Source organism: Comamonas sp. GB3 AK4-5, from assembly GCF_041320665.1.
GTDB lineage: Bacteria > Pseudomonadota > Gammaproteobacteria > Burkholderiales > Burkholderiaceae_C > Comamonas.
In genome coordinates this window covers 2003992-2026484 of sequence record NZ_CP166730.1, presented here as the reverse complement: position 1 = coordinate 2026484, position 22493 = coordinate 2003992, and the positions used below count along the sequence as shown (strand labels likewise).

Genomic DNA, 22493 nt, shown 5'->3' with positions numbered 1-22493 from the left:
GTAGAGACATCGTCTTCAGGGAAATAGCCGGCTACAGGAACCTGTTTGTTTCCCCCGTGGAAACAAACAAACTGGGTTGCTACTAAGAGTGGCTAACACCACCGATCCACGAAGCGCGCGCAGATGATCGCTGCCGCCAATTTCAGCAGCGCTTCGTGGATATCCAGCCGTCGTTCAAAGCGGATTCGCAGCTTGCCAAAGCCTGCAAACCAGCTGTGCGTCCTCTCCACCACCCACCGGTGTTTGCCCAGCCGCTCGCTGCTCTCAATGCCTCGTCTGGCAATTCGGCCCATGATGCCCCGCTGCCTCAGATGGGCTCGGCATCGCTTGAAGTCGTAGCCTTTGTCGGCGTGCAGCTTGGCTGGCCTTTTACGGGGACGCCCTGGCAGGCCAGCAATCGCAGGAATCGCGTCCACACACTTCTCGAACATCTTGGAGTCATGCCTGTTCGCCCCGCTTACCAAGATCACCAGCGGGATGCCTCTGGCATCTACGACGATGTGCCGCTTGGAGCCGAGCTTGCCTCTGTCCGTGGGGTTTGGGCCCGTTTCCTGGCCCCCCGGGGGCTTGGTACCGAGGAGCCATCAATGCTGGCCCGGCTCCAATCGATTTGGTCATGTTCACGCAAGCGAGTCAGCATGGCTTGGTGCAGCTGCTCCCAGACACCAGCGGCGTTCCAGTCGCGCAGGCGCCGCCAGCAAGTCATGCCGCTGCCGTAGCCCAGGGATTGGGGAAGGTCTTCCCATGGAATGCCTGTTTGCAGCACGAACAAGATGCCGTTGAGGGCAGCTTCATCGCTGATTGCGCGTTTGCGCGCACCGCCTTTGGCAGAAGGCACGAAGGCTGGGATCAGGGGTTGTAGCTGTCGCCACAGTTCTTTGCTTACGGGTCGTCGTGCCATGAGGGCAGCGAGCATAACCGCTCTGCGAGGCCCTCTGGAGAAGTGGTGTTAGCCACTCTAATTTCGACGACACCTTGTTAAGGTCGAGGATGCAACCAGAGGGGGTTTATGAAAACAAGAAGAGCATTCAAGCTCGAAGCAGTGAAGCTGGTCACTGCACCTGCGTGTCCTGCCTGTGTGGCCAGCATCCTGCCCAAGTTGGGTGCCGAACCCTGCGCGACACGTCCATATCGCTCGCGCTGACCAATGCCAATGTGCGCCATCGCCCAGCCCCTAGGCAGCTCGCACGCCCAGCAGCAAGTAGCACATCAACGTCGAGCAGAAGAAACAAACCATCGATGCACTGGACAGAATAATCAGACGCTGGTCGACGATAGCAGCCAGACGGACAGCGCCCTGCAGTTCCTGGCGCAACGATTGAGCACCATTGTCTCCCTGCCCCATCAACCCGCGCTGCACGAAGCGTGCCGATATGACAGGCTCCGGTACAGCGCATTGGCGTGATTCTCCGAGGGGGAGGCTGTGATGCCAGCCTCATTGGCGGCAGGTGGTGCAAGCACCCCTGCCGTTTTTTCTGCCGTTCTTTCAGGCTGCTGCCTGTGCGGCAAGGGGCAAGGCCACGGCATCTGCGGCCTGCTGCGCTTCTTGCCGCAGTGACTGCAGCAAAGCCCAGCCCAGCGGCCAATGGCCGTGACCCGATTCCACATTGATATGGCCGGCATCCTGCAGGCGCACAAACTCGCTGCCCCAGCTGCGCGCATAGGCACCGGCCAGGCGCACGGGGCAATAGGGATCGGTATTGCTGGCCACGACCAGGCTGCGGTAGGACAGTGGTTCGGCCGGCACAGGGGCAAAATCCACCAATGCGCCCCGGCGCTCCGGGTCGGCTGGCGCCACCAGCAAGGCGCCCTGCACCTGGGCGGCGGCAGCTGTTCCCAAATGCACGGTGGTGATACAGCCCAGGCTGTGGGCCACGATGACCACCGGCTCGGGCCGGGAGAGAATCAGTTGCTCCAGAGCCTGCACCCACTCGGCACGGCGCGGGGTGTACCAGTCGTCCTGCACCACACGTTCGGCATCGGGCAACTGGGCCTGCCACAGGGTTTGCCAGTGACCGGTGCCCGAATCCCGCCAACCGGGAACAATGAGGGTGCGAATGTGCTGCGGCATGCCAAGTCTCCTTGGCGAAGATTGTCTGCAACACCTGGCCTATTCCCAACAACGGATTTTTTGTTTTCTTATGGGCATAAGCATGTGCAGAAAACGCCCTCTGAACCGCTTCGCGGCGCCCCCTCTCTAGTGCTGTGTGCCGGAGGGGGATGGCAGCGGCGCCGGCCAAGGATACAAGATGGCCCTTGCGTGAAGCCCTGGGGTCCACATCGGCAGGCCTGGATGCGGGTCTATGCAAGAGCGCTGGTTGGAAATTTTTTTCTATCAACCATACAGACAGGGTGTTCCTAAAATCTCCAGCATCGCCTCCACCTCCAGGATGCCATGCCCCTCTCCCCCGCCCATGACGCGCCTTTGTTCGCCGCCATAGCGGTTCGTCCGCGGGGTAGATTGCATACGGTGCAAAGCCGTCTGACGGCGGGATTTTCCCTGCTGGTGCTGATGCTGCTGGGGGTCTCGGTCTACAGCATCTTCACGGCCCGCCGCATAGACCTGCGCCTGAGCGAAAACTCCAGCTTCAACAGCGTGGTGCAGCGCGCGGCGATCAATTTCCGTGGTTCGGCCCATGACCGCTCGATTGCCATCCGCGATGTGGTGCTGGCCCCTTCCGAAGAGACCATCACGCGTGAGGTCCAGACCATTGAGCGTCTGGCCAAGTTTTATGCCAGCTCGGCCCTGACATTGCAGGCCGCGCTAAAAGCCACACCCCAGGTGCCGCCCGAAGTAGGGCCATTGGTGCAAGGCATTGCTGCCATAGAGGCACGCGCCGTGAAGACCACGCAACGCATTCTGCAGCTCATGCACGAGCACAAGCAGCGCGAGGCCAGCGCCCTGCTGTGGAGCGACGCCAAGCCCCAGTACGAGCAGTGGCTGGCCGCCATCAACCGGCTGATCGACTTTCTGGAAGCACGCATCCGCGACAACACCCAAGGCGCCAGCACCGCCTCGGCCAAGCTGCCGCAGGTCATGCTGGCCTTGTGCGCCATCGCGGTGGTGGCCTGCGGCCTCATCAGCTTTTTGCTCAGCCGCAGCATTCTGAGCGAGCTCGGTGCCGAGCCCCAGCAGGTGCGCACCGTGATCCGTGCCATGCAAAAAGGGAATCTGACGGTGGACATTCCGCTGCGCCCCCAAGACACGCACAGCGTCATGGTGGCGCTGCGGGACATGCGCAGCCAGCTGCACGGTCTGGTGTCTGCCGTGTGCGACAACGTCCAGCAGCTGCACGGCATCAGCGACGACCTTCACAACGGCAACCAACGGCTGGAGCAGCGCAGCACCGAAGCCGGTCACAACCTGGCCGGCATCGCACAGAACATCGACACCTTGGCCCAGACCGTGCACCACAGCGCCGAGTCGGCACGCCAGGCCAATGCCCTGGCCACCCAGGCAGCCAGCACCGCCGTACGCGGCGGTGAGGTGATGTGCGAGGTGGTGGACAGCATGCAGACCATCCAGGCCGGCAGCCAAAAGATCAGCGACATCACCGGCGTCATCGACTCCATCGCCTTCCAGACCAATATCCTGGCGCTGAACGCCGCCGTCGAGGCCGCCCGCGCTGGCGATCAGGGACGCGGCTTTGCCGTGGTGGCCACCGAAGTGCGCCAGTTGGCCCAGCGCAGCGCCAACGCAGCACGCGAAATCAAACAGCTCATCAGCGCCAGCGTGCAGCAGGTGGACACCGGCAGCGACCTGGTGCGCCATGCAGGCAAGACCATGCAGGAGATCGTGGACAGCGTGCAGCGCGTCAATGCCATGCTTGGCGAGATCAGCAGCGCTGCAGGTGCCCAGCGCAGCGGCATCGAGCAGGTGCACCAGGCCGTGGGAGCTCTGGACCAGATGACACAGCAAAACACCGCCCTGGTGGGCGACAGCAGCCAGGCTGCTGGAGCGCTGCAGTCACAAGCGCAACGCCTGAGCACCATCGTGGCCCAGTTTCACCTGGACCAGCAAGACCTGCCCACGCTGCATGCACACTGAAGAAAAAGGCCGGCCTAAATAAAAGCCCCGTCCTGCGCCAGCGGCGCACTGGTGCCGGGCATGCTTTCGCCCAGGAAATCGAGAAAGCTGCGCACCGCTGGCGACAGGCCTCGGCGCGAGGGAAACACCGCATGCACAATGCCCGGGCTCTGGCTCCATTCCGGCAGCAAGCGCACCAGGCGACCATCTTGCAGCGCGTCGATACACATATAGTCAGGCAGGGAACACATGCCCACCCCCTGCAGGGCCGCCATCTTCAGCGACAGCAGATCATCGGCCACATAGCGCACCACATGCTGCACCTGCTCGTTCTGGCCGCGCGGCCCCACCAGGCTCCAGCTGCACACCCCTTCATGGGCCGACATGGCAATCGCCGGCAACTCCTGTAAATCATCCAGCTGCTGCGGCAACTGCCGCCCTTGCAGCACAGAAGGTGCGGCCACCAGCACGCTGCGCGCCACGTCCAGGCGCTTGACCACCATGGAGCCACTGTCCTCCACCGAGGGACGCACGCGCAGCGCCACATCGATGCCCTCTTCCAGCAGATTCACCGCATGGTTGCTCACACGCACCTCCAGCCGCACCTGTGGGTACTGGCGCAGAAACTGAGGCATCCGGTCCGCCAGCACGGTTTGCATCAGCGTGATCGGGCAGCTGACCCGTACCGTACCGCGCGGCTCGGTCTGCACCTGGGCCACGGTGTCGGCCGCGGCCTGGGCCGCATCGCGCATGGCCTGGCAATGGCGCAGATAGGCTTCGCCGATCTCGGTCAGCGCCAGTCGCCGCGTGGTGCGCTGCATCAGGCGCACGCCCAGCCTGGCCTCCAGCTCCGCAATGCGGCGTGACAGCCGCGACTTCGGGATGTCCAGCGCGCGCCCCGCGGCGGCAAAACCACCGCGCTCCACCACTTCGGCGAAGTACAGCATGTCGTTCAGATCATTCATGGTGGAGGGCTTGATTGTTCCAACTACAGAACAATCTATCGCATTCACACCGTCTTATCAAAGAGGGCGCATGCAATCACACTTCATCCATCGCACTTTCTGTGCCTCACACACCATATTGACTGCTTCGCAAGGAACACCATGCAACTGCTGCACATCGACTCTTCCATCACCGGCGAAAACTCCGTTTCGCGCAAGCTGACCGCGCAAATCGTCTCGGCCTGGAAGGCCAGCCACCCCCATACCCAGGTCGATTACCTGGATCTGGTGGTCAATGCCCCCAACCACTTCACCGCCGCCGCCATGGCCCCCCGCACCGGTCAGACCGCAGACCTGAGCCCCGAGCAAGTGGCCGAAAACGCCGTGTCCGAACGCTTGGTACAGCAATTCCTGGCTGCCGATGTGGTGGTGATGGGCGCCCCGTTCTACAACTTCACCATTCCCACCCAGCTCAAGGCCTGGCTCGACCGCCTTGCCCAGCCCGGTCGCACCTTCCGCTACACCGCCGAAGGTCCTGAGGGCCTGGCCAAGGGCAAGACTGTGATCGTCGCGTCCACACGCGGCGGCATCTACTCCACCAGCGCCGCAGCCGAAGCTATCGAACACCAGGAAAGCTATCTGAAGGTGATGCTGGGCTTCTTTGGCATCACCGATGTGCGCTTTGTGCGTGCCGAAGGCCTGGCCCTGGGCCCTAACGCCGTGGCCACTGCTTTCTCCAGCGCCGCCAAGGATGTGGAGATCGTGACCGCCCCCCAGAAAGAAGCCGTTGCAGCCTGAGCGGCCCGGTTTGGTTTTTGTACTCCCGGCGCCCTTGTGACGAGACCGCGCCTGGTACTGCCCCGCCGCTTTGGCGGGGTTTTTTTATGCTTTTTGTATCCCGCCTGTGCGGCACACCTGCCAGCTCATGGGTGGCAAAAACCCATGCTGGCGCTGCGCTACTGCAGGCCGGTGACTGCCCACAGGTTACAACAGGGCTTTTACCGAGCCAGGAGTTCCCCATGCAAAGCAGCGCCCGCAATCACTTTTCCGGTGTCGTGCAACATATTCAGGCTGGCGTGGTCACCGATGAGGTGCAGATCCAGACCGACAGCGGTGCCCAGTTGGTGGCCACCATCACCCATGGCAGCGCCCAGACTCTGGGGCTGAAAAACGGCAGCCAGGTGATTGCCTTGATCAAGGCCCCTTCCGTGATCGTGGTGACCGATGCCCAGGGTATGCGCTTTTCGGCCCGCAACCAGTTGCAGGGCAAGGTGACGGCTATCAAAACCGGTAGCGTCAACAGCGACGTCCAGATCGAGTCTCAGGGCTTGCAGGTGGTGGCCATCATCACCAACGACAGTGCCAGCACACTGGGCCTGGCACCGGGCAAGCAGGCCACGGCGCTGTTCAAGGCATCGCACGTGGTGCTGGCCGTGCCCGCCTAAGCACTTATCGTGGGGCCTGCTTACTGCCCCACGCCCCCATGGGCCACCGACCATTCGGCCGGTGCCTGGAGAAACTCCTCCCAGGTCTGCAGCGCGGCGTCGCTGAACTGGCCACGCGCGCGGGCCTGTTCCAGCACGTCGCGCCAGTCGCACAGGGCATGCACGCGCACGCCGTGCTGGGCCAGCAGCGGCGCAGCGCCCAGGCAGCCGTAGTCAAACACCACAAACAGGTCTTGCACGCTGGCGCCTTCGGCGCGCAGTGCGTCGATAAAGCTGAGCTTGTATTGGCCGGCGGACACCATATCGTCCACCAGCAGCACCTTGCCGCTCTGCTCTACCACGCCCTCGACCTGGCGCACGCCTACGGCGCGCTTGCGCACGTACTGCAGCGGCAGGTCCATCTTCTCGGCCAGCCAGGCGGCAAAGGCAATGCCGCTGGATTCGCCACCGGCCACACCGCTCAGACCTTGCAGCGCGCCCGCATCCAGCAGGCGCTGCAGGCCTTGCTTCATCAGCTCGCGGCGAATGCTGGGGAAGGAAATCAAACGGCTGCCATCCATATAGACCGGCGTGGTCCAGCCCGAAGGCAGGCGAAAAGGATCGGTGGTGCGGGCTTCCACGCAGCCGGCATCCAGCAGCCAGCCCGCAGCCTGGCGGCGCAGAAACTGGGAGTTGGGCAGGGAAGGCGACGCAGAAGAGAGGGTGGTGTTCATGGGCTACTCCGGAATGTGGTTGGCGGCATTTGTTCCAAGCGCGCCACCAGGTCGCGCAACCTGCGTGCGCCTTCACGGCCTTTGCAGGCGGCGCTCCACAGTTGGTGGGTCATGGCCTCATGCAGGCGAACGGCCTCGGGTGAGCTGGTGACCATGGCGATGCCGTTGTGCACATTGGGCAACTCGCCCAAGCGAAACGGGCTGTGCAGCAGCACGCTGTGCCGGGGGCCGCGCAGCAACTGGTAGGTGGCAGATGGCATGGCGTCATCCACCAAGCCGACCTGCACATACCAGGGCTCGCTGTCCATCAGATCCGCCATGCGCAGCACCTCGTGGCAGGCCGCCTGCACACGCTGGGCGCGCAGCTCGGGTGGCAGATCCACCCGCCCCACCAGGCCTGTCAGCACAAAGCGCTCCAGCTCGCGCAGGCCCACCAGGCTGACGATCTGGGGCTTGCGCTGTTCAAAATAGCGCCGCCGCTCCTGCAACACCTCCAGCATGCGGGCAATCTCCTGGCGGCGTTGCTGGGCTTCGGCCGCCAGCAGCGTGGCCGGCAGGCCTTCGTACAGCATCTGCTCCAGGTGGCCCAGGTAGGCATCAGAGGTCAGCAGCAGCGAGATGGGCTCGAAATGCGCCAGGATGCGGTCCGAACCCTGCTCCAGCTGGCGCATGCGCTCAAACAGCGCCAGCGCGGACGCGTAGTACTCGGTCTCCACGCCCAGCAGCGAGGCCATGCTGGTGCCCAGCAAGGCCGCCAGGCGCTCCAGCGTGTCGATCTTGACGATCTCGCCTTTTTCCATGCGGTAGACCACGGCACGCGAGACACCCAATTGCTCCGCCACATCGTCGGCTTGCAGACCTGCGCCCATGCGGTAGGCACGCAGGCGATCGCCCAGACCGGCATAGTCAATGGAAGGCCGAGGGGTATCGCTGGAAGGCATGGTGGGTGTGGCGGGCGTCATGGTGGCTCTGGCAGGTCACAGGCTGGCGCGCACTATAGCGGCAGCATCAGGCCTTGGCACCCTGCTGGGCCGGCAAGGCCTGCAACATATCGGCCAGCACCTGCACGCCCTGCATGAAGTCGTCCATGTCCATGGCTTCATGCGGGTTGTGCGAGCCGTTCTGGTTGCGCACAAACAGCATGGCACTGGGCACACCGCCGTTGGCAAACAGGGCCGCGTCATGCCCTGCGCCGCTGGGGATGGACTCATGGGCAATGCCGCGCGCAGCACAGGCCTGGGCCAGCAGCTCGGACAGCTGCGTATCCATGGTGGCCGGGTCGCTGAGCAGGCGGCGGTCGGGCTCAAACGTGACACCGCGCTCGCGCTCAATCGAGCGCATTTCCGCCTGCACCAGCTGGTAGAAGGCTTCCAACGTGTCAATGCTTTTGCTGCGTGCTTCCAGGCTGAAGCTGGCATAGCCCGGTACGCGGGAGATGGAGTGTTCGGCGGGGTTGGTCTGGAGCACGCCGCAGGTGACCACCAGGTCAGTGCCGCGCTCCAGCAGCGCGCGCCAGTGGGTATCGAGCCGCATGATGAGGTCGGCCACGGCAAACACCGCGTCATGGCGCAGCCAGCGCGGCACCACGCCGGAATGCTGGGCCTCGCCCACACAGCCAATCAGGTTGTGGCGCACATTGCCGCGTATGCCACTGACCACGCCCAGGGGAATCTTACGCGCCACCATCACCGGGCCCTGCTCGATGTGCAGCTCCACATAGGCGCGGATGTCACGCGGGTTCAGCAGCTTTTCCTGGCGGGCAATGGCCTCCACATCGGCGCCGCAGGCCTGCATGCTTTCGCCCAGGGTCTGAGCGTCACCGCGGCGCTGCAATTGCAGATCGGCTGCAGACAATTTGCCCCACAGCGCGCCCGAGCCCATATAGGCCTTGCCATACCAGGCGCTTTCCTCGCCGCGAAAACCCAGCACCTTGAGCGGTGCCGGTAGTTGCACGCCCTCATGGCGCGCAGCGGCCAGCACCAGCAGACCGGCCACGATGCCGGCCAGGCCGTCGTAATTGCCACCCTGGGGCACGGAGTCCAGGTGCGAGCCCACCCACACGGCGGGCTGGGTGCGACTGTCCTGCGGATCACTGAACACCAGATTGCCGGCGCGGTCTCGGTCGACCTGCAGGCCCTCGCCCTGGGCCCAGGTTTCCAGGTGCCGGGCGGCCTGGTCTTCACCAGGCCCATAGCTGGCACGGGTGACGCCCACGCCATCAAAAGTCAGGGAGCGGATATCGGCGAACAGCTGCGTCGCCAGCGGCTGAAAAGTCTGCAATTCCATGGGGGAGCGTGGGCCGGCCAGACTGCCAGGCCCAATAAGGGTTGCCAAGGCAGCATGGTAATCTCAAAAAAGAGATATCCAGATATCCAATGCCATCTCCAAAGAGAATCACCCTCTTCTTTTTTGATACACACCATAAAAACAGGGCATGAAAAAGGCCTGCACAAGGCAGGCCTGGGGCAGTATCCATGGCGGCAACAGCAGCAGCCGCCCGCCACGGGGATTACTTGGTGGCGGCGATATCGTCCAGCGTCTTCTGGCCGAACTTCTTGGCGAACTGCTCATAGGGCTTGTCCAGGGCCTTGCGGAAGGCCGCACGGTCCACGCTATCCACCACGGTCATGCCGTGCTTGCGCGCATCTTCCACGCCTTTTTTCTCGACCTCATCCACAAAGCTGCGTGAGGCCTTTCCACCCACTTTGGCGCCTTCGGTAAAGGCCGTCTTTTGCTGGGCATTCAGGCTGCCCCAGAAGCTGGGCGAGACCAGCAGCACCATGGGTGCATAGACATGGGCCGTCAGCGTCAAATGCTTTTGCACCTCCCACAGCTTGGCCGAGGTCAGCACCGAAATCGGGTTCTCCTGGCCGTCGATGGTGCCCTGCTGCAGCGCGCTGACCACCTCGGGCCAGCTCATGGGCGTGGGCGAAGCACCCAGGGCGCGGAAGGCCGCAATATGCACCGGGTTCTCGGTCACGCGAATCTTCAGGCCCTTCATATCGGCCACGGTTTTCACCGCATGCTTGTTGTTGCTCAGATGGCGAAAGCCCTGCTCACCCCAGGCCAGCGCGATCAGGCCGCGCTGCTGGAACTTGGCCAGCAGGTCCTGGCCGAACTTGCCATCCAGCACCGCGCGGGCATGGCCCAGATCGCGGAACAGAAAGGGAATGTCCACCACGCCCACATCGCCCACAAAATTGCTCAGAGCGCCGGTGGACACCACGGCGGCTTCCACCGTGCCCAGCTGCAGACCCTCGATCAACTCGCGCTCACCGCCCAGGGCGCTGGAGGGGAAATGCTTGAACTGAAAAGCATTGCCCGTGGCCTTCTCCACGGAACCCGACCAGCCCAGGGCCGCAGCGCCAAAATGCGACTGCTGGGCCAGGGCATAGCCGATCTTGACCTCTTTGCCGGCGGCGGCAGCGCTCAGGCTGCCCAGACCCAACAGGGCGGCGGCCGAAGTGGCCATGAAAGTGCGGCGAATGATGTGCATGGGGAAAGTCTCCTTGTTGGTATGGGATGCAGCCGCAGCATGCCTGCCGCAGCCATGGATGGTTTTTCTGCCTGAAACGCAGACTATATAAGCACAGCACGCTCTTCTTAAAAGAGCAAAGCTTTTGATTCAGTCACGCAGGGTGCTGTGGACTTCTGCCCTGCCCTATGCAACTGGCGCGCCCCATGCCAGGGCACCGCGCAAGGGCCGCCCCGCCGCGCTGGTGCCGTCCCCCTCCATCGCGCAGCGATAGAGAGGGGGAAGACGCGAAGCGGCTCAGGGGGTGTCAGAACCCCAGTGCATGCGGCAGCCAGGTCGACAGCGCCGGCACAAAGGTCAGCAGCATCAGCACCACGAACTGCGCCACCAGGAACGGAGGCAGCTCCCGCGTCAGCTCGGTGATGGTGGTCTTGGTGGCCACACAGGTCACAAACAACAACCCACCCACCGGCGGCGTGATCATGCCCAGCGTCAGATTGACTACCACCACCATGGCGAATTGGATGGGATCAATACCCAGGGCAAAGGAGATGGGCGCCAGGATGGGCACCAAGATCATGATGCCGGGCAGCGGCTCCATGAAGATGCCGAACAAGAGCAGCAGCACGTTCACCGCCAGCAGGAACATGATGGGCGACAGCTCCCAGCTGATGATGAGCTCGGACATGTACTGCGGAATGCCCTCCACCGTCAGAATCCAGGCAAAGGGCTGAGAGGCCGCCATCACCAGCAACACCGAAGCGGTGAGCAAGGCCGAGCGCGAGGTAATGGCAGGGATTGCATCCCAGCGCAGCGTGCGATACACCCATTTGCCGCAGACAAAGGCATAGACCACGGCCACCACCGAGGCCTCGGTGGGCGTGAAGACACCAAAGCGGATACCCACAATGATGAGCGCCACCAGACCCAAGGCCGGCAAGGCCTTGATGGTGTTGATCAGCATCTCGCGGCCCGAGGGGCGCACCTCGGTGGAGCGGTAATTGCGCTTTTTGCTCACCCACCAGTTCACCACGCACAGCGCGGCGGCAATCAGCAGACCGGGGATAAAGCCGGCAATGAACAGGCCGCCCACGGACACGTTCTCATCCTGCAGGGCATAGATGATCATGCTGATCGAGGGCGGAATAATGGGGCCGATGATGGCGGCATTGGCCGACAGCGCAGCCGAGTACGGCCGGTCGTAGCCGGCTTTTTCCATCATCTTCACCATCATGGCGCCGGGGCCGGCAGCGTCTGCCAGGGCAGAGCCCGAGATACCAGCAAACAGCACCGACGAGCCCACATTGGCATAGCCCAGGCCGCCGCGCAGATGGCCCACAAACTGGGCCGCAAAGCGCAGCAGCACATGGGTGAGCGCACCGCCGGACATCAGCTCGGCCGCAAAGATGAAGAAGGGCACGGCCATCAGCGGAAAGCTGTCGATGCCGGTGAACATTTCCTTGAACACCACCAGTTGCGGGTATTTGCCACCCACAAAAATGGCGATAGCGGAAGAAATCGCCAACGCAAAGGCCACGGGAAAGCCCAGGGCCATCAGCAGCACGATGCAAAGAAACAAGGTCAAAGCCATGGTGTGTTTTCTTTCTCGGGACCTTGGTTTACAGCGAACCGGCGGCTTCGCCGTCGATTTCGTCGGAGTCCTTGTAGGAACCATCCGCGATATAGCCGCGCGCAATGAACAGCAGGTGGACCAGCATCAGCACAAAGCCCACAGGCATGGCTGCATAGATAAAGGAGATGGGAATGTCCGTGGCCGCCGTGCTTTGAAAGCGGGTGCGCCACACATAGTCGCTGGAGGCCACGGTCATGAAGATGAAGAACAGCGACAGCCCCAGCACCACCAGCACGCGCAAAGCGCGCGCCGTGCCGGTGTTCACGGCGCGGTGCAGATTGTCGATGGCCACATGGCCACCAAAGCGCAGCGCCAGGCCGGCGCCTAAAAAGGCCACCCAGATCATCATGTGGCGGGAGACTTCCTCGGCCCAGATGATGGAGTCGCCCGTGGTGTAGCGCAGCACCACGTTGGTGAAGATGATGCTGGCCATGGCCAGCAACAGAAGAATCAGCAGCCAGCGGTTCACTGCCACCAGGCTTTTTTCAATGCGATTGAGCATAAGCAGTCACGGCGTTGGCAGAGGCCACCAGGGCCACCACACAGAGCACGCCGCTCCGTCGTAGGGAGGAATCAAAGCAAGCCGGAGCAAGCGCCTGAAAGCGGTCGCCACCCGACACAAAAACGCGCGCTGCATCATGGCATGCGGCCCGCCCTCCTCCACAGGAAATGGCGGGCCCGCAAGCAGCTATGCAATTCGCGCGCGACTCACTTCACGTTGGCAATGGCGTCCAGCGTCTGTTGGCCGAACTTCTTGGCGTACTGCTTGTAAGCAGGCTCCAGGGCGGCACGGAAAGCCCCCTGATCCACCTTGTCGACGACCTGCATGCCGTGGCTTTTGGCCTCTTCCACGCCCTTTTTCTCCACGGTGTCCACAAAGACCCGCGAAGCATTTGCACCCGCCTTGGCGCCTTGGGTAAAGGCCGCTTTTTCAGCGTCGCTCAGGCTGGCCCAGAAGCTGGGCGACACCAGAAAGACCACAGGTGCATACACGTGAGCGGTCAGTGTAAGGTGCTTTTGCACCTCCCACAGCTTGGTGGAGGCCAGCACCGACACCGGGTTCTCCTGGCCATCGATGGTGCCCTGCTGCAGGGCGCTGACCACCTCGGGCCAGCTCATGGGCGTGGGCGATGCACCCAGGGTGCGGAAGGCGGTGATGTGCACCGGGTTCTCGGTCACACGGATCTTCAGGCCCTTCATGTCGGCCACGGTTTTCACCGCGTGCTTGTTGTTGGTCAGGTGGCGAAATCCCTGCTCGCCCCAGGCCAGCGCGATCAGGCCGCGCTGCTGGAACTTGGCCAGCAGGTCCTGGCCGAACTTGCCATCCAGCACGGCGCGGGCGTGCGCCGTGTCGCGGAACAGAAAAGGCACGTCCACCACACCCACGTCGCTGACAAAGTTGCTCAGTGCGCCAGTGGAAACAATAGCCGCCTCCACCGTGCCCAGCTGCAGGCCCTCAATCAGCTCACGCTCGCCACCCAGGGCGCTGGAGGGGAACTGCTTGAAGCTGAACTTGCCGGCCAGCGACTTGTCGATGGCCTGCGACCAGCCATTGGCGCCCGCACCGTAATGCGAGTTTTGCGCCAGGGCGTAGCCCAGCTTCACTTCCTTGCCTGCGGCCAGGGCCGAGCCGGCTGCAGCCACCAGGCTGGCGCCTGCGCAGGCTGCAATAAAGGAGCGTCGGAACATGCTCATAAGAAATCCCCGTGTCTGTCCAAAAATTGAAGAACCGGCATCCGACTCGGCATACCGCTGCAGGAATTCTAGGGAGCGCAGCTGGCTGCGCCGGCGCCTGCACAGCCCCGCAGTGGCCCTGTGACATGGCGGCCAGCGCACCATGCCGTTTCGACATGGCAGACCGGCTCATGCCGCCGGCCGAAAAAACGCAGAAAAAATGCGCCAACGGGCGGCAACAGGACATATATCTGAAACAAAAGACGCCAATACTCGCACCGACGCCATGAAGCGCCATGCAGCCAGTAGCGCAATCCACCGCAATGACCGGCCCCACCATCGCCAAGCACGATGCCGCACACGCCCACTTGACACCACGCGCACCCCCAACATGCACGCGGTCCAACGCCGGCCATGCGAGCGCCTGCTCCAGGCATGCCCACCCACAGCACAGGCCCACCCAACGTCTCTCCCACCCTCACAGGTAAGATCGCATCAAGTTTCTGGCCTTTGTGCCGAAAAGCCCCAGGTATGCCGCAATACATCGCCAACAAACCCCGCCGCGCCAGTGACGAAAACTGGGTGCTGACCCTGCTCAGCATCACCGTGGTCGCCGTGCTGTGCATGTTCGCCGCAGGCTATTTCTTGACCAGCCGCTGGGATGCCCAAGAGGAAATGCGCAGCCAGCAGCGCCTGAACGACGCCTATCTGCACTACACCGCGCCCAAGCCTGCGCCGCCCATGCCGGTCGAGTTCACCCAGGCCCAGCAAATCCGCGCCCGCCTGCTGGCCCACCCCGGCGTGACCCCCGGCCCTGGTTTTGACAAGCCGGGCGTGCAGTCCACTGGCATCGCCATCGTCGACGCCATCGACGACAGCCTGGCCAAGCGCCGCTGAACCCATATATTCCGCGCTCGCGCTGCGCCGGTTTTCAGTGTTTATCGCCGCTCATGCAGCGGTGATGCGCTCCAGAAGCTACGATTTCAATAGCAAGCGGCAGGGCGCAAAAAAGGCTGCGTGGCAGATGCCAACGCAGCCTTTTTGCCGCAGACCCCATTCCAGAATCAGCCCTGGCGTTCTAAGTTGGAGGTTCGTGGCATCAAAAATCGCCCGAGATCACCGCCAGGCAAGGCGCCAACCGCAGCCGCAGCTATGGCAAGAATTGGCAACACGGCATGGCGAAGATATTCGGGGGATTTTTCAACGAACTTCTACTTCAGGACACCAGGCCACCCTCGTCAGAAGCCCGGCATCACCGAGCCCTTGAATTCCTTGTCGATGAACTGGCGAATTTCATCCGAGTGGTAGGCCTTGACCAGCTTGGCCACCCAGGGCTGGTTTTTATCGGCTTCGCGCGTGACCAGAATGTTCACATAGGGGTTGTCGGCACGCTCCATGGCGATGGCGTCCGTCTTGGGATTCAAGCCTGCCGAGATTGCGAAATTGGTGTTGATGGCCGAGGCATCCAGGTCATCCAGCGACCGGGCCAGCTGGGCCGCATCCAACTCCACAAAACGCAGCTTCCTGGGGTTGTCCACCACATCCAGCGGCGTGGCCTTCAGGCCGGCCTGGGCCTTCAGCTTGATCAAACCCTTGTCCTGCAGCAGCAGCAGCACACGGCCGCCATTGGTGGGGTCGTTGGGAATGCCGAACTTGGCGCCCGACTTCAGATCCTCCAGGCGCTTGACCTTCTTGGAGTACAGGCCGATGGGGAAGTTGACGGTATTGCCCACGCTCACCAGCTTGTAGCCACGGTCCTTGATCTGGGCATCCAGATAGGGCTTGTGCTGGTAGCTGTTGGCATCCAGATCGCCCGACACCAGGGCTGCATTGGGCTGCACATAGTCGCTGAACTCGATCACATGCAGCCTCAGACCATCACGTTCGGCCACTTTCTTGACCTGGTCCATCAGCTGGGCATGGGGCCCGGCCGTCACGCCGATCTTGATCACCTTGTCCTGCGCCTGGGCGGCCAGGGACAGAGACACCACGGCAGCGGCCGCCAGTGCATGGCGGAAAAAATGGCGCTTATTCAAGGGAAACTCTCTCGCAAAAGGGAAAGCCGCAATGTACCGCGCTGGCGGTGCATCGCTTTAGACGGTTTTCGCGCATGCAAAGAAGCCACGCGCATAAAGCACAGCGGCAAGCAAACCAGCAAGGGCCTACGCCGGCCGCGCCGCAAAGGCTCCGCCCTCGAGGTGACTGAAGGCTGCGACCCCAAGCCTGAAGCAAGGCCACTCCTGGTGGCCAGTCGCCCAGGGGGCGCTTAGTTGTAGTCCATCACCGCCTGCTTGACCGGCAGGGCCAGCACGCGGTAGGCCACCACATCCAGAGCAGCGTGGTTCACGCCCTGGCGGTCGGTCCAGACCTTGGGCGTCATGGGGCCGGTCAGGCTCACGGCATCACCCTCTTCCAGCTCGCGCAGCTGGTTGCAGGGCACGGGGTCGAATGCCACCACATTCACAAACAGGCTGCTGCCGTCATTGGCCGTGGCACGCATGCGTGCCACCATGAACAGCTTGCCAAAACGGTCTGTACGCTCTTCAGGCGTTCCGGTCAGGCGACCTGCGATCAAACCTTCGATCATAAATATTCACTACCCGTTGGGTGAAGCGTCAGCAGTGCGCCGCCGCTTTAATACAAAAAGAAATCAAGTCTCGAACACAAGAAAGGGCCAACAATTGCTTGCTGGCCCTTTGCTCTGAATAAATGGTCGGAATGGCGGGATTCGAACTCGCGACCCCTTGCACCCCATGCAAGTGCGCTACCAGGCTGCGCTACATTCCGACAGAAACTAGATTGTATGCTACAAAAATGAGTGCTAAATCGAAATTCAGACAATTTTTTGAAGCTGCTTTTTGAGCACCTTCGCAACCTGGGGCTTTACAGGGCTGCGCCGGCTTTCTTTGGCCTGTTGACTCAAAGAATTCGCTCTCAAGCAAGACCGCTATTGTAGCCAAAATTTAGACCCATTCAGCGCTCACAGCCATCAATCTGCGATCCGCATACAAGCACCCCCAACAAGCCTGGCCAGAATGCCACGGCCCTACAATCTGCGCCGCAGCCGCAAGACTGCATACGCTAGGGGTGTCCGGGCGCCAGCCCAGACTGAGATCACACCCTTTGAACCTGTTTGTGCGCACCACGGATTGCCGTGGCGCGTACCGAGATCATCCTCGCGCAGGGAAGCCGAACCATCTCGGTGCCAGCCCAGGGCCATGGCCTCTTGCCACAGGCTTTCGCCCCGCACCCGCTGGCCACGCGCCCTGCTTCGTAGCTACGGAGCATTCATGTCACCTTCCTCCTCTTCTTCCGACGCGGCAGCCAGCGGAACCAACACCGCCTTGCGGCCCGTTGCAGCCACTGAACGCGTGTTTGCCACGCGCGACCATGCGGCGCTGTGGTTCAGCCTGGGTGTTGGCCTTTTGGTGATGCAGGTGGGTGCCTATCTGGTGCCAGCCCTGGGCCTGCGCGAGGCGCTGTGGACCATTGTGCTGGGCTCGCTGGTGGGCGCTGGCCTGCTGGGCTGGGTAGCCAAGATAGGTTGTGACAGCGGCCTGGGCAGTGCGGCGCTGATGCACCATGTCTACGGCAGCCACTTTGCCAAGCTGCCGATTGCGCTCAATCTGATCCAGCTGATGGGCTGGGGCACTTTCGAGCTGGTGGTGATGCGCGATGCCACGCTGGCCATCAGCGGCCAGGCCGGCCAGGGCTGGACCCTGGGCGCCACCGTGCTGTGGGGCTGCGTGGTGGGCCTGATGATCAGCGGCTCCATGGTCAAGCTGGTGCGCCAGCTGATCGCCCGCATCGCCCTGCCCCTGGTGGTGCTGTCGCTGCTGTGGCTGAGCTGGCATTTTGTGGACCGCGCCGGCACCATCGGCTGGGACAGCCTGTGGCAGCGGCGCGGCGACGGCGGCATGTCCTGGCTGTCGGCCATGGACCTGGTGATTGCCATGCCCATTTCCTGGCTGCCCCTGGTGGCCGACTACGCCCGCCACGGCAAGAGTGGCAATGGCGCACTGCGCGGCACCTGGCTGGGCTTTGCCGTGGCCAATTGCTGGTGCTATGGCCTGGGCGTGCTGGTGGCCTTGACGCTGCCGGCACAAGACCTGCTCACCGCCTTGCTGCTGGCCCAGGGCGGCCTGATTGCGCTGACCCTGATCCTGCTCGACGAAGTGGACAACGCTTACGGCGACACCTATTCCGGCAGCCTGTCGCTGCACAGCCTGCTCCCCATGTGGAGCGTGCGCCGCTGGGGCCTGCTGCTGACCGCGGTGTGCACCGCCCTAGCCTTGGTGCTGCCCATGCACAGCATCGAGCCCTTTTTGCTGACGCTCAGCTCGGTGTTCGTGCCCATGTTCGGCGTCATCCTGGGGCGGCTGGCCTTTTTGCCCGCAGCCTTGCGTGCCGACAACGCCACCGCCTGGATGCAGCAGGCCCGCCCCTGGCATGGCAGCGCCGTGGCCCTGTGGTTGTCCGGCATTGCGCTGTACCACGCCATCGCCCACTGGCAACCCCATTGGGGTGCGGCCCTGCCCACGCTGATCGTCTGTTTTGCCCTGTCCTGGCTCAGCCGCCCTACGGCCGCACGCGGCTGAGCAGCTTTTGCGCTGGAACTGGGGAAAAACAGGCGGAACTTTGCCGTAGCAAGCCACTCCCTCCCTGCAAGCGCCTCACACCGGGGCGCTGTTTCATGGACAGAGGCTGCATGCCCGCAGATCCCTCCGGGCACGCAGCCTTGCACAACAGGAGTCTTTGCCGCGTGTTCACAGCCGCCCTACACACCCTTCGCCGTTCCACCACCCATGTCCTGCTGGCCGCCGTTGCTGCAACCGCCAGCCTGACGGCCCTGCCCAGCGCAGCCCAGGCCCAGCAATTCGTCAGCGTCAAGGGCAAGACCGTCAATGTGCGCGCCCAGCCCAATACCCGGGCCGAGATCCTGTGGGAACTGTCCAAGGGCTATCCGCTGCAGATCACTGCACGCCAGGGCAACTGGCTGAAGGTGCGCGACTACGACGCCTCGCTGGGCTGGGTGCATCGCCCACTCACCAGCAACGAAGCCCACCATGTGGTCAAGGCCCGCACGGCCAATTTGCGCCAAGGCCCGGGCACCCAGCACCGCATCGCCGGCAAGCTGCAGCAGCACGAGGTGGTGCGCACCCTGGAAAAGCGCAAGGACTGGATCAAGGTGCGCAGCGACAGCGGCACCCAAGGCTGGGTGGCCCGCAATCTGCTGTGGGGCTGGTAAGCAAAAAATGAAGCAGGTGCTGCAGAGGGCGCCTGCTTTGCAGGCCTTTTGGAGCCACAGCGGCATGCGCCCTGCCGCACAACACAGCGGCCGCTGAAATTACATCTGCAAAAGGCCTCAACATTTTTTTACACCTGCCGATAATGGAGGGAATATGGCCTATATCCACACCCCCATTCGCCCAGCCCTGATCGCAGCCTGCGCCCTCAGCGCGCTCCTGGCAGGCTGTAATGAAATCCCGGGCCTGGGCCCGGACCCCCGCACTGTCGCCAAGGAAAACGAGGCGCGCGCCATAGGCGGAGCCTGCCGCCACGCCATGCGCGGCCTGGAAGACTGCTACGCCCTGAACCCCAAGTCCGCCAAGGGCATGGTGTTTGAAGGCTGGAAGGACATGGACTCCTATATGCGCGAGCACAAGATCGAAGGCACACCCTCGGTCTTCACCCAAAAGCCCGCCACCCGCCGCAGCCGCAACGACGCTGACAACGAAGCGGCCGACACCGAAAGCCCCAGCCGCAGCTGAGCCCCCATAGGCCGAGTGTGACCAGACCGGTCTTCGCACCAGGCCTTGGTGCGCTTCAATCTTCGCTGTCGTTCGCCAGCAGCGCCTTGTAAATCACTGCGCCAATGATGGCGCCTGCAATCGGCGCCACCCAGAACAGCCACAGCTGGTCCAGCGCAATCGAGGGTCCGAACAAGGCCGGGCCCGTGCTGCGCGCGGGATTCACCGAGGTATTGGTCACGGGAATCGAGACCAGGTGAATCAACGTCAGGCACAGGCCAATGGCCAGCCCGGCAAAGCCTGCGGCCGCACGCTTGGCCGTGGCACCCAGGATCACGATCAGGAACACTGCTGTCATCACCACCTCGGTGACCAGGGCCGCCATCAGGCTGTAGCCACCGGGCGAGTGGCCGCCAAAGCCGTTGCTGGCAAAGCCACCGATTTCGGCACCCGCCTTGCCCGTGGCAATCACATACAAAATGCCGGCGCCCGCAACAGCGCCCAAGACCTGGGCCAGCACATAGCCGGGCAGCTCCTTCCAGGCAAAGCGCCCACCCATGGCCAGGCCCACGGAAACTGCGGGATTGAAATGCCCACCCGAAATAGGGCCCAGCGCATAAGCCCCCGTCACCACCGTGAGGCCAAAGGCCAGAGACACGCCCACCAGACCTATGCCCACGCCGGGGAACGCGGCCGCCAGCACGGCTGCGCCGCAACCGCCCAAGGTCAACCACAAAGTACCAATAAATTCAGCCGACCATTTTTGAAATGTTGTGTGCATGGAATAAGAGCTCAAACCGGACCCGTCTCCCGCGCCGGATCCAAAGCGCACCACCCTCCGCATGGAGGTCGGCGGCGCTTTTATAGCCCTTAACTATTGCTTTCGAATTTTGGTAAATGTTAATAATTACGAAGCCGCTGCGCGTCAGACGGGAGCAGGCTTTGGGGATCCGACGAGCGGTATTTTCCGCGCAGGCTTTTCCACCCTCAACCCAGCGCGGCAGGTGCAAAAACAGCAGCACCCGCGCCCAGCCGGGCCGCCCACTCACGCCCGTTCAAACACCGCCATGGATTCCACATGGGCCGTGTGGGGGAACATATTCACCACACCTGCGGCCACGCAGCGATAGCCCGCTTGGTGCACCAAGAGGCCGGCATCGCGCGCCAGCGTGGCGGGGTTGCAGCTGACGTAAACGATACGCTCGGGGAACTGCCAGCTTTCATGCCCTTCGGGCAGCGGCAGCAGCAGATCAGGCTCCTCCTCGCTGGCCACACCGATCTGCTTGGCGCCGATGCGAATCTGGTGGATGTCGGCCAGGGCCTTGGACAGGGCAAACGCGCCTTCACGCGGGGGGTCTACCAGCCATTTCCCGGCATGGCCGTCGGCCATCAGAATGGCCGGCGTCATATTGAACAGATTGCGGCCCACAAACTGCGTGGGTGCCAGCTTGTCGCCCTCGGCACGGGTGGCGTTGTTGGCCGCCAGGTTCTCGTGCGAGCGCTGCACCAGTGCGTCCGAGCCTTCGATGCCCAGTACCTCGCGCGCCATGGTGGCCAGCGGCAGGGTGAAATTGCCCAGGCCGCAGAACCAGTCGATCACGCGCTCGGTCTTCTTCACATCCAGCAAGCGCAGCGCGCGCGTGACCAGCACGCGGTTGATGTGCGGATTCACCTGGGTGAAGTCCGTGGGCTTGAACGGCATGTGGATGCCAAACTCCGGCAGGCTGTACGCAAGCTGGGGGCCACCTGCATCCATCAGATGCACGGTGTCCGGCCCCTTGGGCTGCAGCCACCACTGCACGTCGTATTGGGCGGCAAAATCGCGCAGGCGCTGCAGATCGGCATCGCTCAAGGGCTCCAGATGGCGCAGCACCAGGGCCGTCACCTGGTCGCCACAGGCCACCTCGATCTGCGGACAGGTCTCGCGCGCATCCAGGCTGGCAATCAGCGCACGCATGGGCATCAGCATGGCGTCCACATGGGGTGGCAACACCTTGCAGGTTTCCATATCGGCGATGTAGCGGCTCTTGCGCTCGTGAAAGCCCACCAGCACCTTGCCTTTTTTGATCACATAGCGCACCGAAAGCCGGGCGCGGTCGCGGTAGCCCCAGGCCGGGCCCTCGATGGGGCGCAGCAGGGTTTCGGGCTTGACCTTGCCCAGATGCCAGAGGTTGTCTTCCAGCACCCGCTGCTTGATGGCCACCTGAGCGCCCACATGCATATGCTGCATCTTGCAGCCACCGCAAGCACCTTCGTGCAGGCCGAAATGCGGGCAGCCGGGCCGCACGCGTTGCGCGGATTCGCGGTGTACGGCGGTCAGCGAGGCGGCTTCCCAGTTGTTCTTTTTGCGGTGCACATTGGCCGTGACCAGCTCGGTGGGCAGGGCTCCGTCGATGAACACCACCTTGCCATCGGGCTTGCGGGCCACGCCCTTGGCATCCATGTCCATGGACACCACTTCCAGCCAACCCTCAGGCAGGTTGGGGTCGGCGGCGGGCATGTCGGCGTATTCGCTGTCGGGGGAAATCTTGTCGTTCTGGTCACTCATGGTGGCGCAATTGTCTCAGGCTCGGAGTACCTTGCCTGAAAACCAGGAACTCCCCCTGGGCCGGCGTGCGGGCAACTCAGGAGGGCGGAGAAATGATGAATCCCTGTCTGCGGCTCAAACCCTGCACATCCTCTCCAACGTGCTGCTGGTGGGCAGCGGCCTGGGCTGCCCGGCTTTTATCGCCACGGCAAAAACGTATTATTTGATGACGAACAGGGCAGCGCTGTGGAACTGAGCTGCGTTGTTCTTTTCTATGTGCTTTGCAGGCGTGCTTTCGGCCATGA

Annotated in this window: 22 protein-coding genes and 1 tRNA gene; 8 read left to right on the top strand and 15 right to left on the bottom strand. The window is 62.9% G+C overall.

The genetic code is table 11. The features are described 5' to 3' along the window. Positions 1-92: 92 nt before the first annotated feature. Together ACA027_RS09060 and ACA027_RS09055 are read right to left on the bottom strand one after the other, a co-directional pair. A protein-coding gene (locus ACA027_RS09060; RefSeq protein ID WP_370678446.1) for an IS5 family transposase occupies positions 93-901 on the bottom strand; the annotation gives its coding sequence in 2 pieces (ribosomal slippage) (positions 93-571 and positions 571-901; 810 coding nt in all). 585 nt (positions 902-1486) lie between these two features. Further along, a complete protein-coding gene (locus ACA027_RS09055; protein ID WP_370682042.1) occupies positions 1487-2071 on the bottom strand; it encodes an RBBP9/YdeN family alpha/beta hydrolase in 585 nt (194 codons plus the stop codon). Between the two features lie 399 nt (positions 2072-2470). On the opposite strand from ACA027_RS09055, the gene ACA027_RS09050 reads away from it, so the two are divergent. Continuing rightward, positions 2471-4048 (top strand): methyl-accepting chemotaxis protein, encoded by a 1578-nt coding sequence (locus tag ACA027_RS09050; protein ID WP_370682041.1) that lies wholly within the window; start codon positions 2471-2473, stop codon positions 4046-4048. Between the two features lie 14 nt (positions 4049-4062). Here ACA027_RS09050 and ACA027_RS09045 read toward each other — a convergent pair whose 3' ends face one another. Continuing rightward, complete coding sequence (locus tag ACA027_RS09045) at positions 4063-4992, bottom strand: LysR family transcriptional regulator (RefSeq protein ID WP_370682040.1); 930 nt, start codon at positions 4990-4992, stop codon at positions 4063-4065. Between the two features lie 141 nt (positions 4993-5133). On the opposite strand from ACA027_RS09045, the gene ACA027_RS09040 reads away from it, so the two are divergent. Both ACA027_RS09040 and ACA027_RS09035 read left to right on the top strand, forming a co-directional pair. After that, entirely contained in the window at positions 5134-5769 is a 636-nt protein-coding gene (locus ACA027_RS09040) for an FMN-dependent NADH-azoreductase (protein ID WP_370682039.1), read from the top strand. A 221-nt stretch (positions 5770-5990) separates the two neighbouring features. After that, positions 5991-6416 carry a molybdopterin-binding protein gene (locus tag ACA027_RS09035; protein WP_370682038.1) on the top strand — a complete coding sequence of 142 codons (426 nt, stop codon included), beginning with the start codon at positions 5991-5993 and terminating at the stop codon, positions 6414-6416. Positions 6417-6436: 20 nt separating this feature from the next. Here ACA027_RS09035 and ACA027_RS09030 read toward each other — a convergent pair whose 3' ends face one another. The 7 genes from ACA027_RS09030 to ACA027_RS09000 form a co-directional block, all read right to left on the bottom strand. Further along, entirely contained in the window at positions 6437-7129 is a 693-nt protein-coding gene (locus ACA027_RS09030) for an orotate phosphoribosyltransferase (RefSeq protein WP_370682037.1), read from the bottom strand. Further along, on the bottom strand, positions 7126-8091 hold the full coding sequence (locus ACA027_RS09025) for a helix-turn-helix domain-containing protein (RefSeq protein WP_370682036.1): 966 nt from the start codon (positions 8089-8091) through the stop codon (positions 7126-7128). The genes ACA027_RS09030 and ACA027_RS09025 overlap by 4 nt, the downstream gene beginning before the upstream one ends. 46 nt (positions 8092-8137) lie before the next feature. Next, the gene (locus ACA027_RS09020; protein ID WP_370682035.1) at positions 8138-9415 is read right to left on the bottom strand and encodes a hydantoinase/carbamoylase family amidase; all 1278 of its coding nucleotides are present in this window, start codon (positions 9413-9415) and stop codon (positions 8138-8140) included. 223 nt (positions 9416-9638) lie between these two features. Further along, positions 9639-10625 (bottom strand): TRAP transporter substrate-binding protein, encoded by a 987-nt coding sequence (locus ACA027_RS09015; RefSeq protein ID WP_370682034.1) that lies wholly within the window; start codon positions 10623-10625, stop codon positions 9639-9641. A gap of 286 nt (positions 10626-10911) precedes the next feature. Further along, positions 10912-12195, bottom strand: a complete 1284-nt coding sequence (locus ACA027_RS09010) for a TRAP transporter large permease (RefSeq protein WP_370682033.1) — start codon at positions 12193-12195, stop codon at positions 10912-10914. A gap of 28 nt (positions 12196-12223) precedes the next feature. Then, positions 12224-12739 (bottom strand): TRAP transporter small permease, encoded by a 516-nt coding sequence (locus tag ACA027_RS09005; RefSeq protein WP_370682032.1) that lies wholly within the window; start codon positions 12737-12739, stop codon positions 12224-12226. A 206-nt stretch (positions 12740-12945) separates the two neighbouring features. Continuing rightward, positions 12946-13932, bottom strand: coding sequence for a TRAP transporter substrate-binding protein (locus tag ACA027_RS09000; RefSeq protein ID WP_370682031.1), 987 nt, complete (start codon positions 13930-13932; stop codon positions 12946-12948). Positions 13933-14442: 510 nt separating this feature from the next. Between ACA027_RS09000 and ACA027_RS08995 the strand changes: the two genes are divergently transcribed. After that, the gene (locus ACA027_RS08995; RefSeq protein ID WP_370682029.1) at positions 14443-14808 is read left to right on the top strand and encodes a hypothetical protein; all 366 of its coding nucleotides are present in this window, start codon (positions 14443-14445) and stop codon (positions 14806-14808) included. 341 nt (positions 14809-15149) lie between these two features. Here ACA027_RS08995 and ACA027_RS08990 read toward each other — a convergent pair whose 3' ends face one another. From ACA027_RS08990 to ACA027_RS08980, 3 genes are all read right to left on the bottom strand, one after another. Next, a complete protein-coding gene (locus ACA027_RS08990; protein ID WP_370682028.1) occupies positions 15150-15947 on the bottom strand; it encodes a MetQ/NlpA family ABC transporter substrate-binding protein in 798 nt (265 codons plus the stop codon). A gap of 230 nt (positions 15948-16177) precedes the next feature. Next, positions 16178-16498 (bottom strand): single-stranded DNA-binding protein, encoded by a 321-nt coding sequence (locus tag ACA027_RS08985; protein WP_370682027.1) that lies wholly within the window; start codon positions 16496-16498, stop codon positions 16178-16180. Positions 16499-16621: 123 nt separating this feature from the next. Then, a tRNA-Pro gene (locus ACA027_RS08980) sits at positions 16622-16698 on the bottom strand. 503 nt (positions 16699-17201) lie between these two features. On the opposite strand from ACA027_RS08980, the gene ACA027_RS08975 reads away from it, so the two are divergent. From ACA027_RS08975 to ACA027_RS08965, 3 genes are all read left to right on the top strand, one after another. Continuing rightward, entirely contained in the window at positions 17202-18509 is a 1308-nt protein-coding gene (locus ACA027_RS08975; protein WP_370682025.1) for a cytosine permease, read from the top strand. A gap of 164 nt (positions 18510-18673) precedes the next feature. Next, positions 18674-19159, top strand: a complete 486-nt coding sequence (locus ACA027_RS08970; RefSeq protein ID WP_370682024.1) for an SH3 domain-containing protein — start codon at positions 18674-18676, stop codon at positions 19157-19159. Positions 19160-19313: 154 nt separating this feature from the next. Continuing rightward, positions 19314-19682: a hypothetical protein gene (locus ACA027_RS08965; RefSeq protein ID WP_370682023.1), complete on the top strand. Its 369-nt coding sequence runs from the start codon at positions 19314-19316 to the stop codon at positions 19680-19682. 55 nt (positions 19683-19737) lie between these two features. On the opposite strand, the gene aqpZ is transcribed toward ACA027_RS08965, so the two are convergent. Both aqpZ and rlmD read right to left on the bottom strand, forming a co-directional pair. Next, on the bottom strand, positions 19738-20442 hold the full coding sequence (gene aqpZ, locus ACA027_RS08960) for an aquaporin Z (RefSeq protein ID WP_370682022.1): 705 nt from the start codon (positions 20440-20442) through the stop codon (positions 19738-19740). A gap of 264 nt (positions 20443-20706) precedes the next feature. Further along, positions 20707-22161 carry a 23S rRNA (uracil(1939)-C(5))-methyltransferase RlmD gene (gene rlmD / locus ACA027_RS08955; RefSeq protein WP_370682548.1) on the bottom strand — a complete coding sequence of 485 codons (1455 nt, stop codon included), beginning with the start codon at positions 22159-22161 and terminating at the stop codon, positions 20707-20709. Between the two features lie 46 nt (positions 22162-22207). Between rlmD and ACA027_RS08950 the strand changes: the two genes are divergently transcribed. Further along, entirely contained in the window at positions 22208-22444 is a 237-nt protein-coding gene (locus tag ACA027_RS08950) for a hypothetical protein (protein WP_370682021.1), read from the top strand. The last annotated feature ends 49 nt before the right edge of the window (positions 22445-22493 follow it).

What these genes read in the sequence shown, in the direction of transcription:
- ACA027_RS08995 (WP_370682029.1), top strand. Translation starts at nt 14,443, where the DNA reads ATGCCGCAATACATCGCCAACAAACCCCGCCGCGCCAGTGACGAAAAC.
- ACA027_RS08965 (WP_370682023.1), top strand. Translation starts at nt 19,314, where the DNA reads ATGGCCTATATCCACACCCCCATTCGCCCAGCCCTGATCGCAGCCTGC.
- ACA027_RS09005 (WP_370682032.1), bottom strand. Translation starts at nt 12,739, where the DNA reads ATGCTCAATCGCATTGAAAAAAGCCTGGTGGCAGTGAACCGCTGGCTG.
- ACA027_RS09055 (WP_370682042.1), bottom strand. Translation starts at nt 2,071, where the DNA reads ATGCCGCAGCACATTCGCACCCTCATTGTTCCCGGTTGGCGGGATTCG.
- ACA027_RS09000 (WP_370682031.1), bottom strand. Translation starts at nt 13,932, where the DNA reads ATGAGCATGTTCCGACGCTCCTTTATTGCAGCCTGCGCAGGCGCCAGC.
- ACA027_RS09025 (WP_370682036.1), bottom strand. Translation starts at nt 8,091, where the DNA reads ATGACGCCCGCCACACCCACCATGCCTTCCAGCGATACCCCTCGGCCT.
- ACA027_RS09040 (WP_370682039.1), top strand. Translation starts at nt 5,134, where the DNA reads ATGCAACTGCTGCACATCGACTCTTCCATCACCGGCGAAAACTCCGTT.
- ACA027_RS08950 (WP_370682021.1), top strand. Translation starts at nt 22,208, where the DNA reads ATGGTGGCGCAATTGTCTCAGGCTCGGAGTACCTTGCCTGAAAACCAG.
- ACA027_RS08975 (WP_370682025.1), top strand. Translation starts at nt 17,202, where the DNA reads ATGTCACCTTCCTCCTCTTCTTCCGACGCGGCAGCCAGCGGAACCAAC.
- aqpZ (WP_370682022.1), bottom strand. Translation starts at nt 20,442, where the DNA reads ATGCACACAACATTTCAAAAATGGTCGGCTGAATTTATTGGTACTTTG.
- ACA027_RS09045 (WP_370682040.1), bottom strand. Translation starts at nt 4,992, where the DNA reads ATGAATGATCTGAACGACATGCTGTACTTCGCCGAAGTGGTGGAGCGC.
- ACA027_RS09020 (WP_370682035.1), bottom strand. Translation starts at nt 9,415, where the DNA reads ATGGAATTGCAGACTTTTCAGCCGCTGGCGACGCAGCTGTTCGCCGAT.
- ACA027_RS09035 (WP_370682038.1), top strand. Translation starts at nt 5,991, where the DNA reads ATGCAAAGCAGCGCCCGCAATCACTTTTCCGGTGTCGTGCAACATATT.
- ACA027_RS08985 (WP_370682027.1), bottom strand. Translation starts at nt 16,498, where the DNA reads ATGATCGAAGGTTTGATCGCAGGTCGCCTGACCGGAACGCCTGAAGAG.
- ACA027_RS09015 (WP_370682034.1), bottom strand. Translation starts at nt 10,625, where the DNA reads ATGCACATCATTCGCCGCACTTTCATGGCCACTTCGGCCGCCGCCCTG.
- rlmD (WP_370682548.1), bottom strand. Translation starts at nt 22,161, where the DNA reads ATGCCCGCCGCCGACCCCAACCTGCCTGAGGGTTGGCTGGAAGTGGTG.
- ACA027_RS09030 (WP_370682037.1), bottom strand. Translation starts at nt 7,129, where the DNA reads ATGAACACCACCCTCTCTTCTGCGTCGCCTTCCCTGCCCAACTCCCAG.
- ACA027_RS09010 (WP_370682033.1), bottom strand. Translation starts at nt 12,195, where the DNA reads ATGGCTTTGACCTTGTTTCTTTGCATCGTGCTGCTGATGGCCCTGGGC.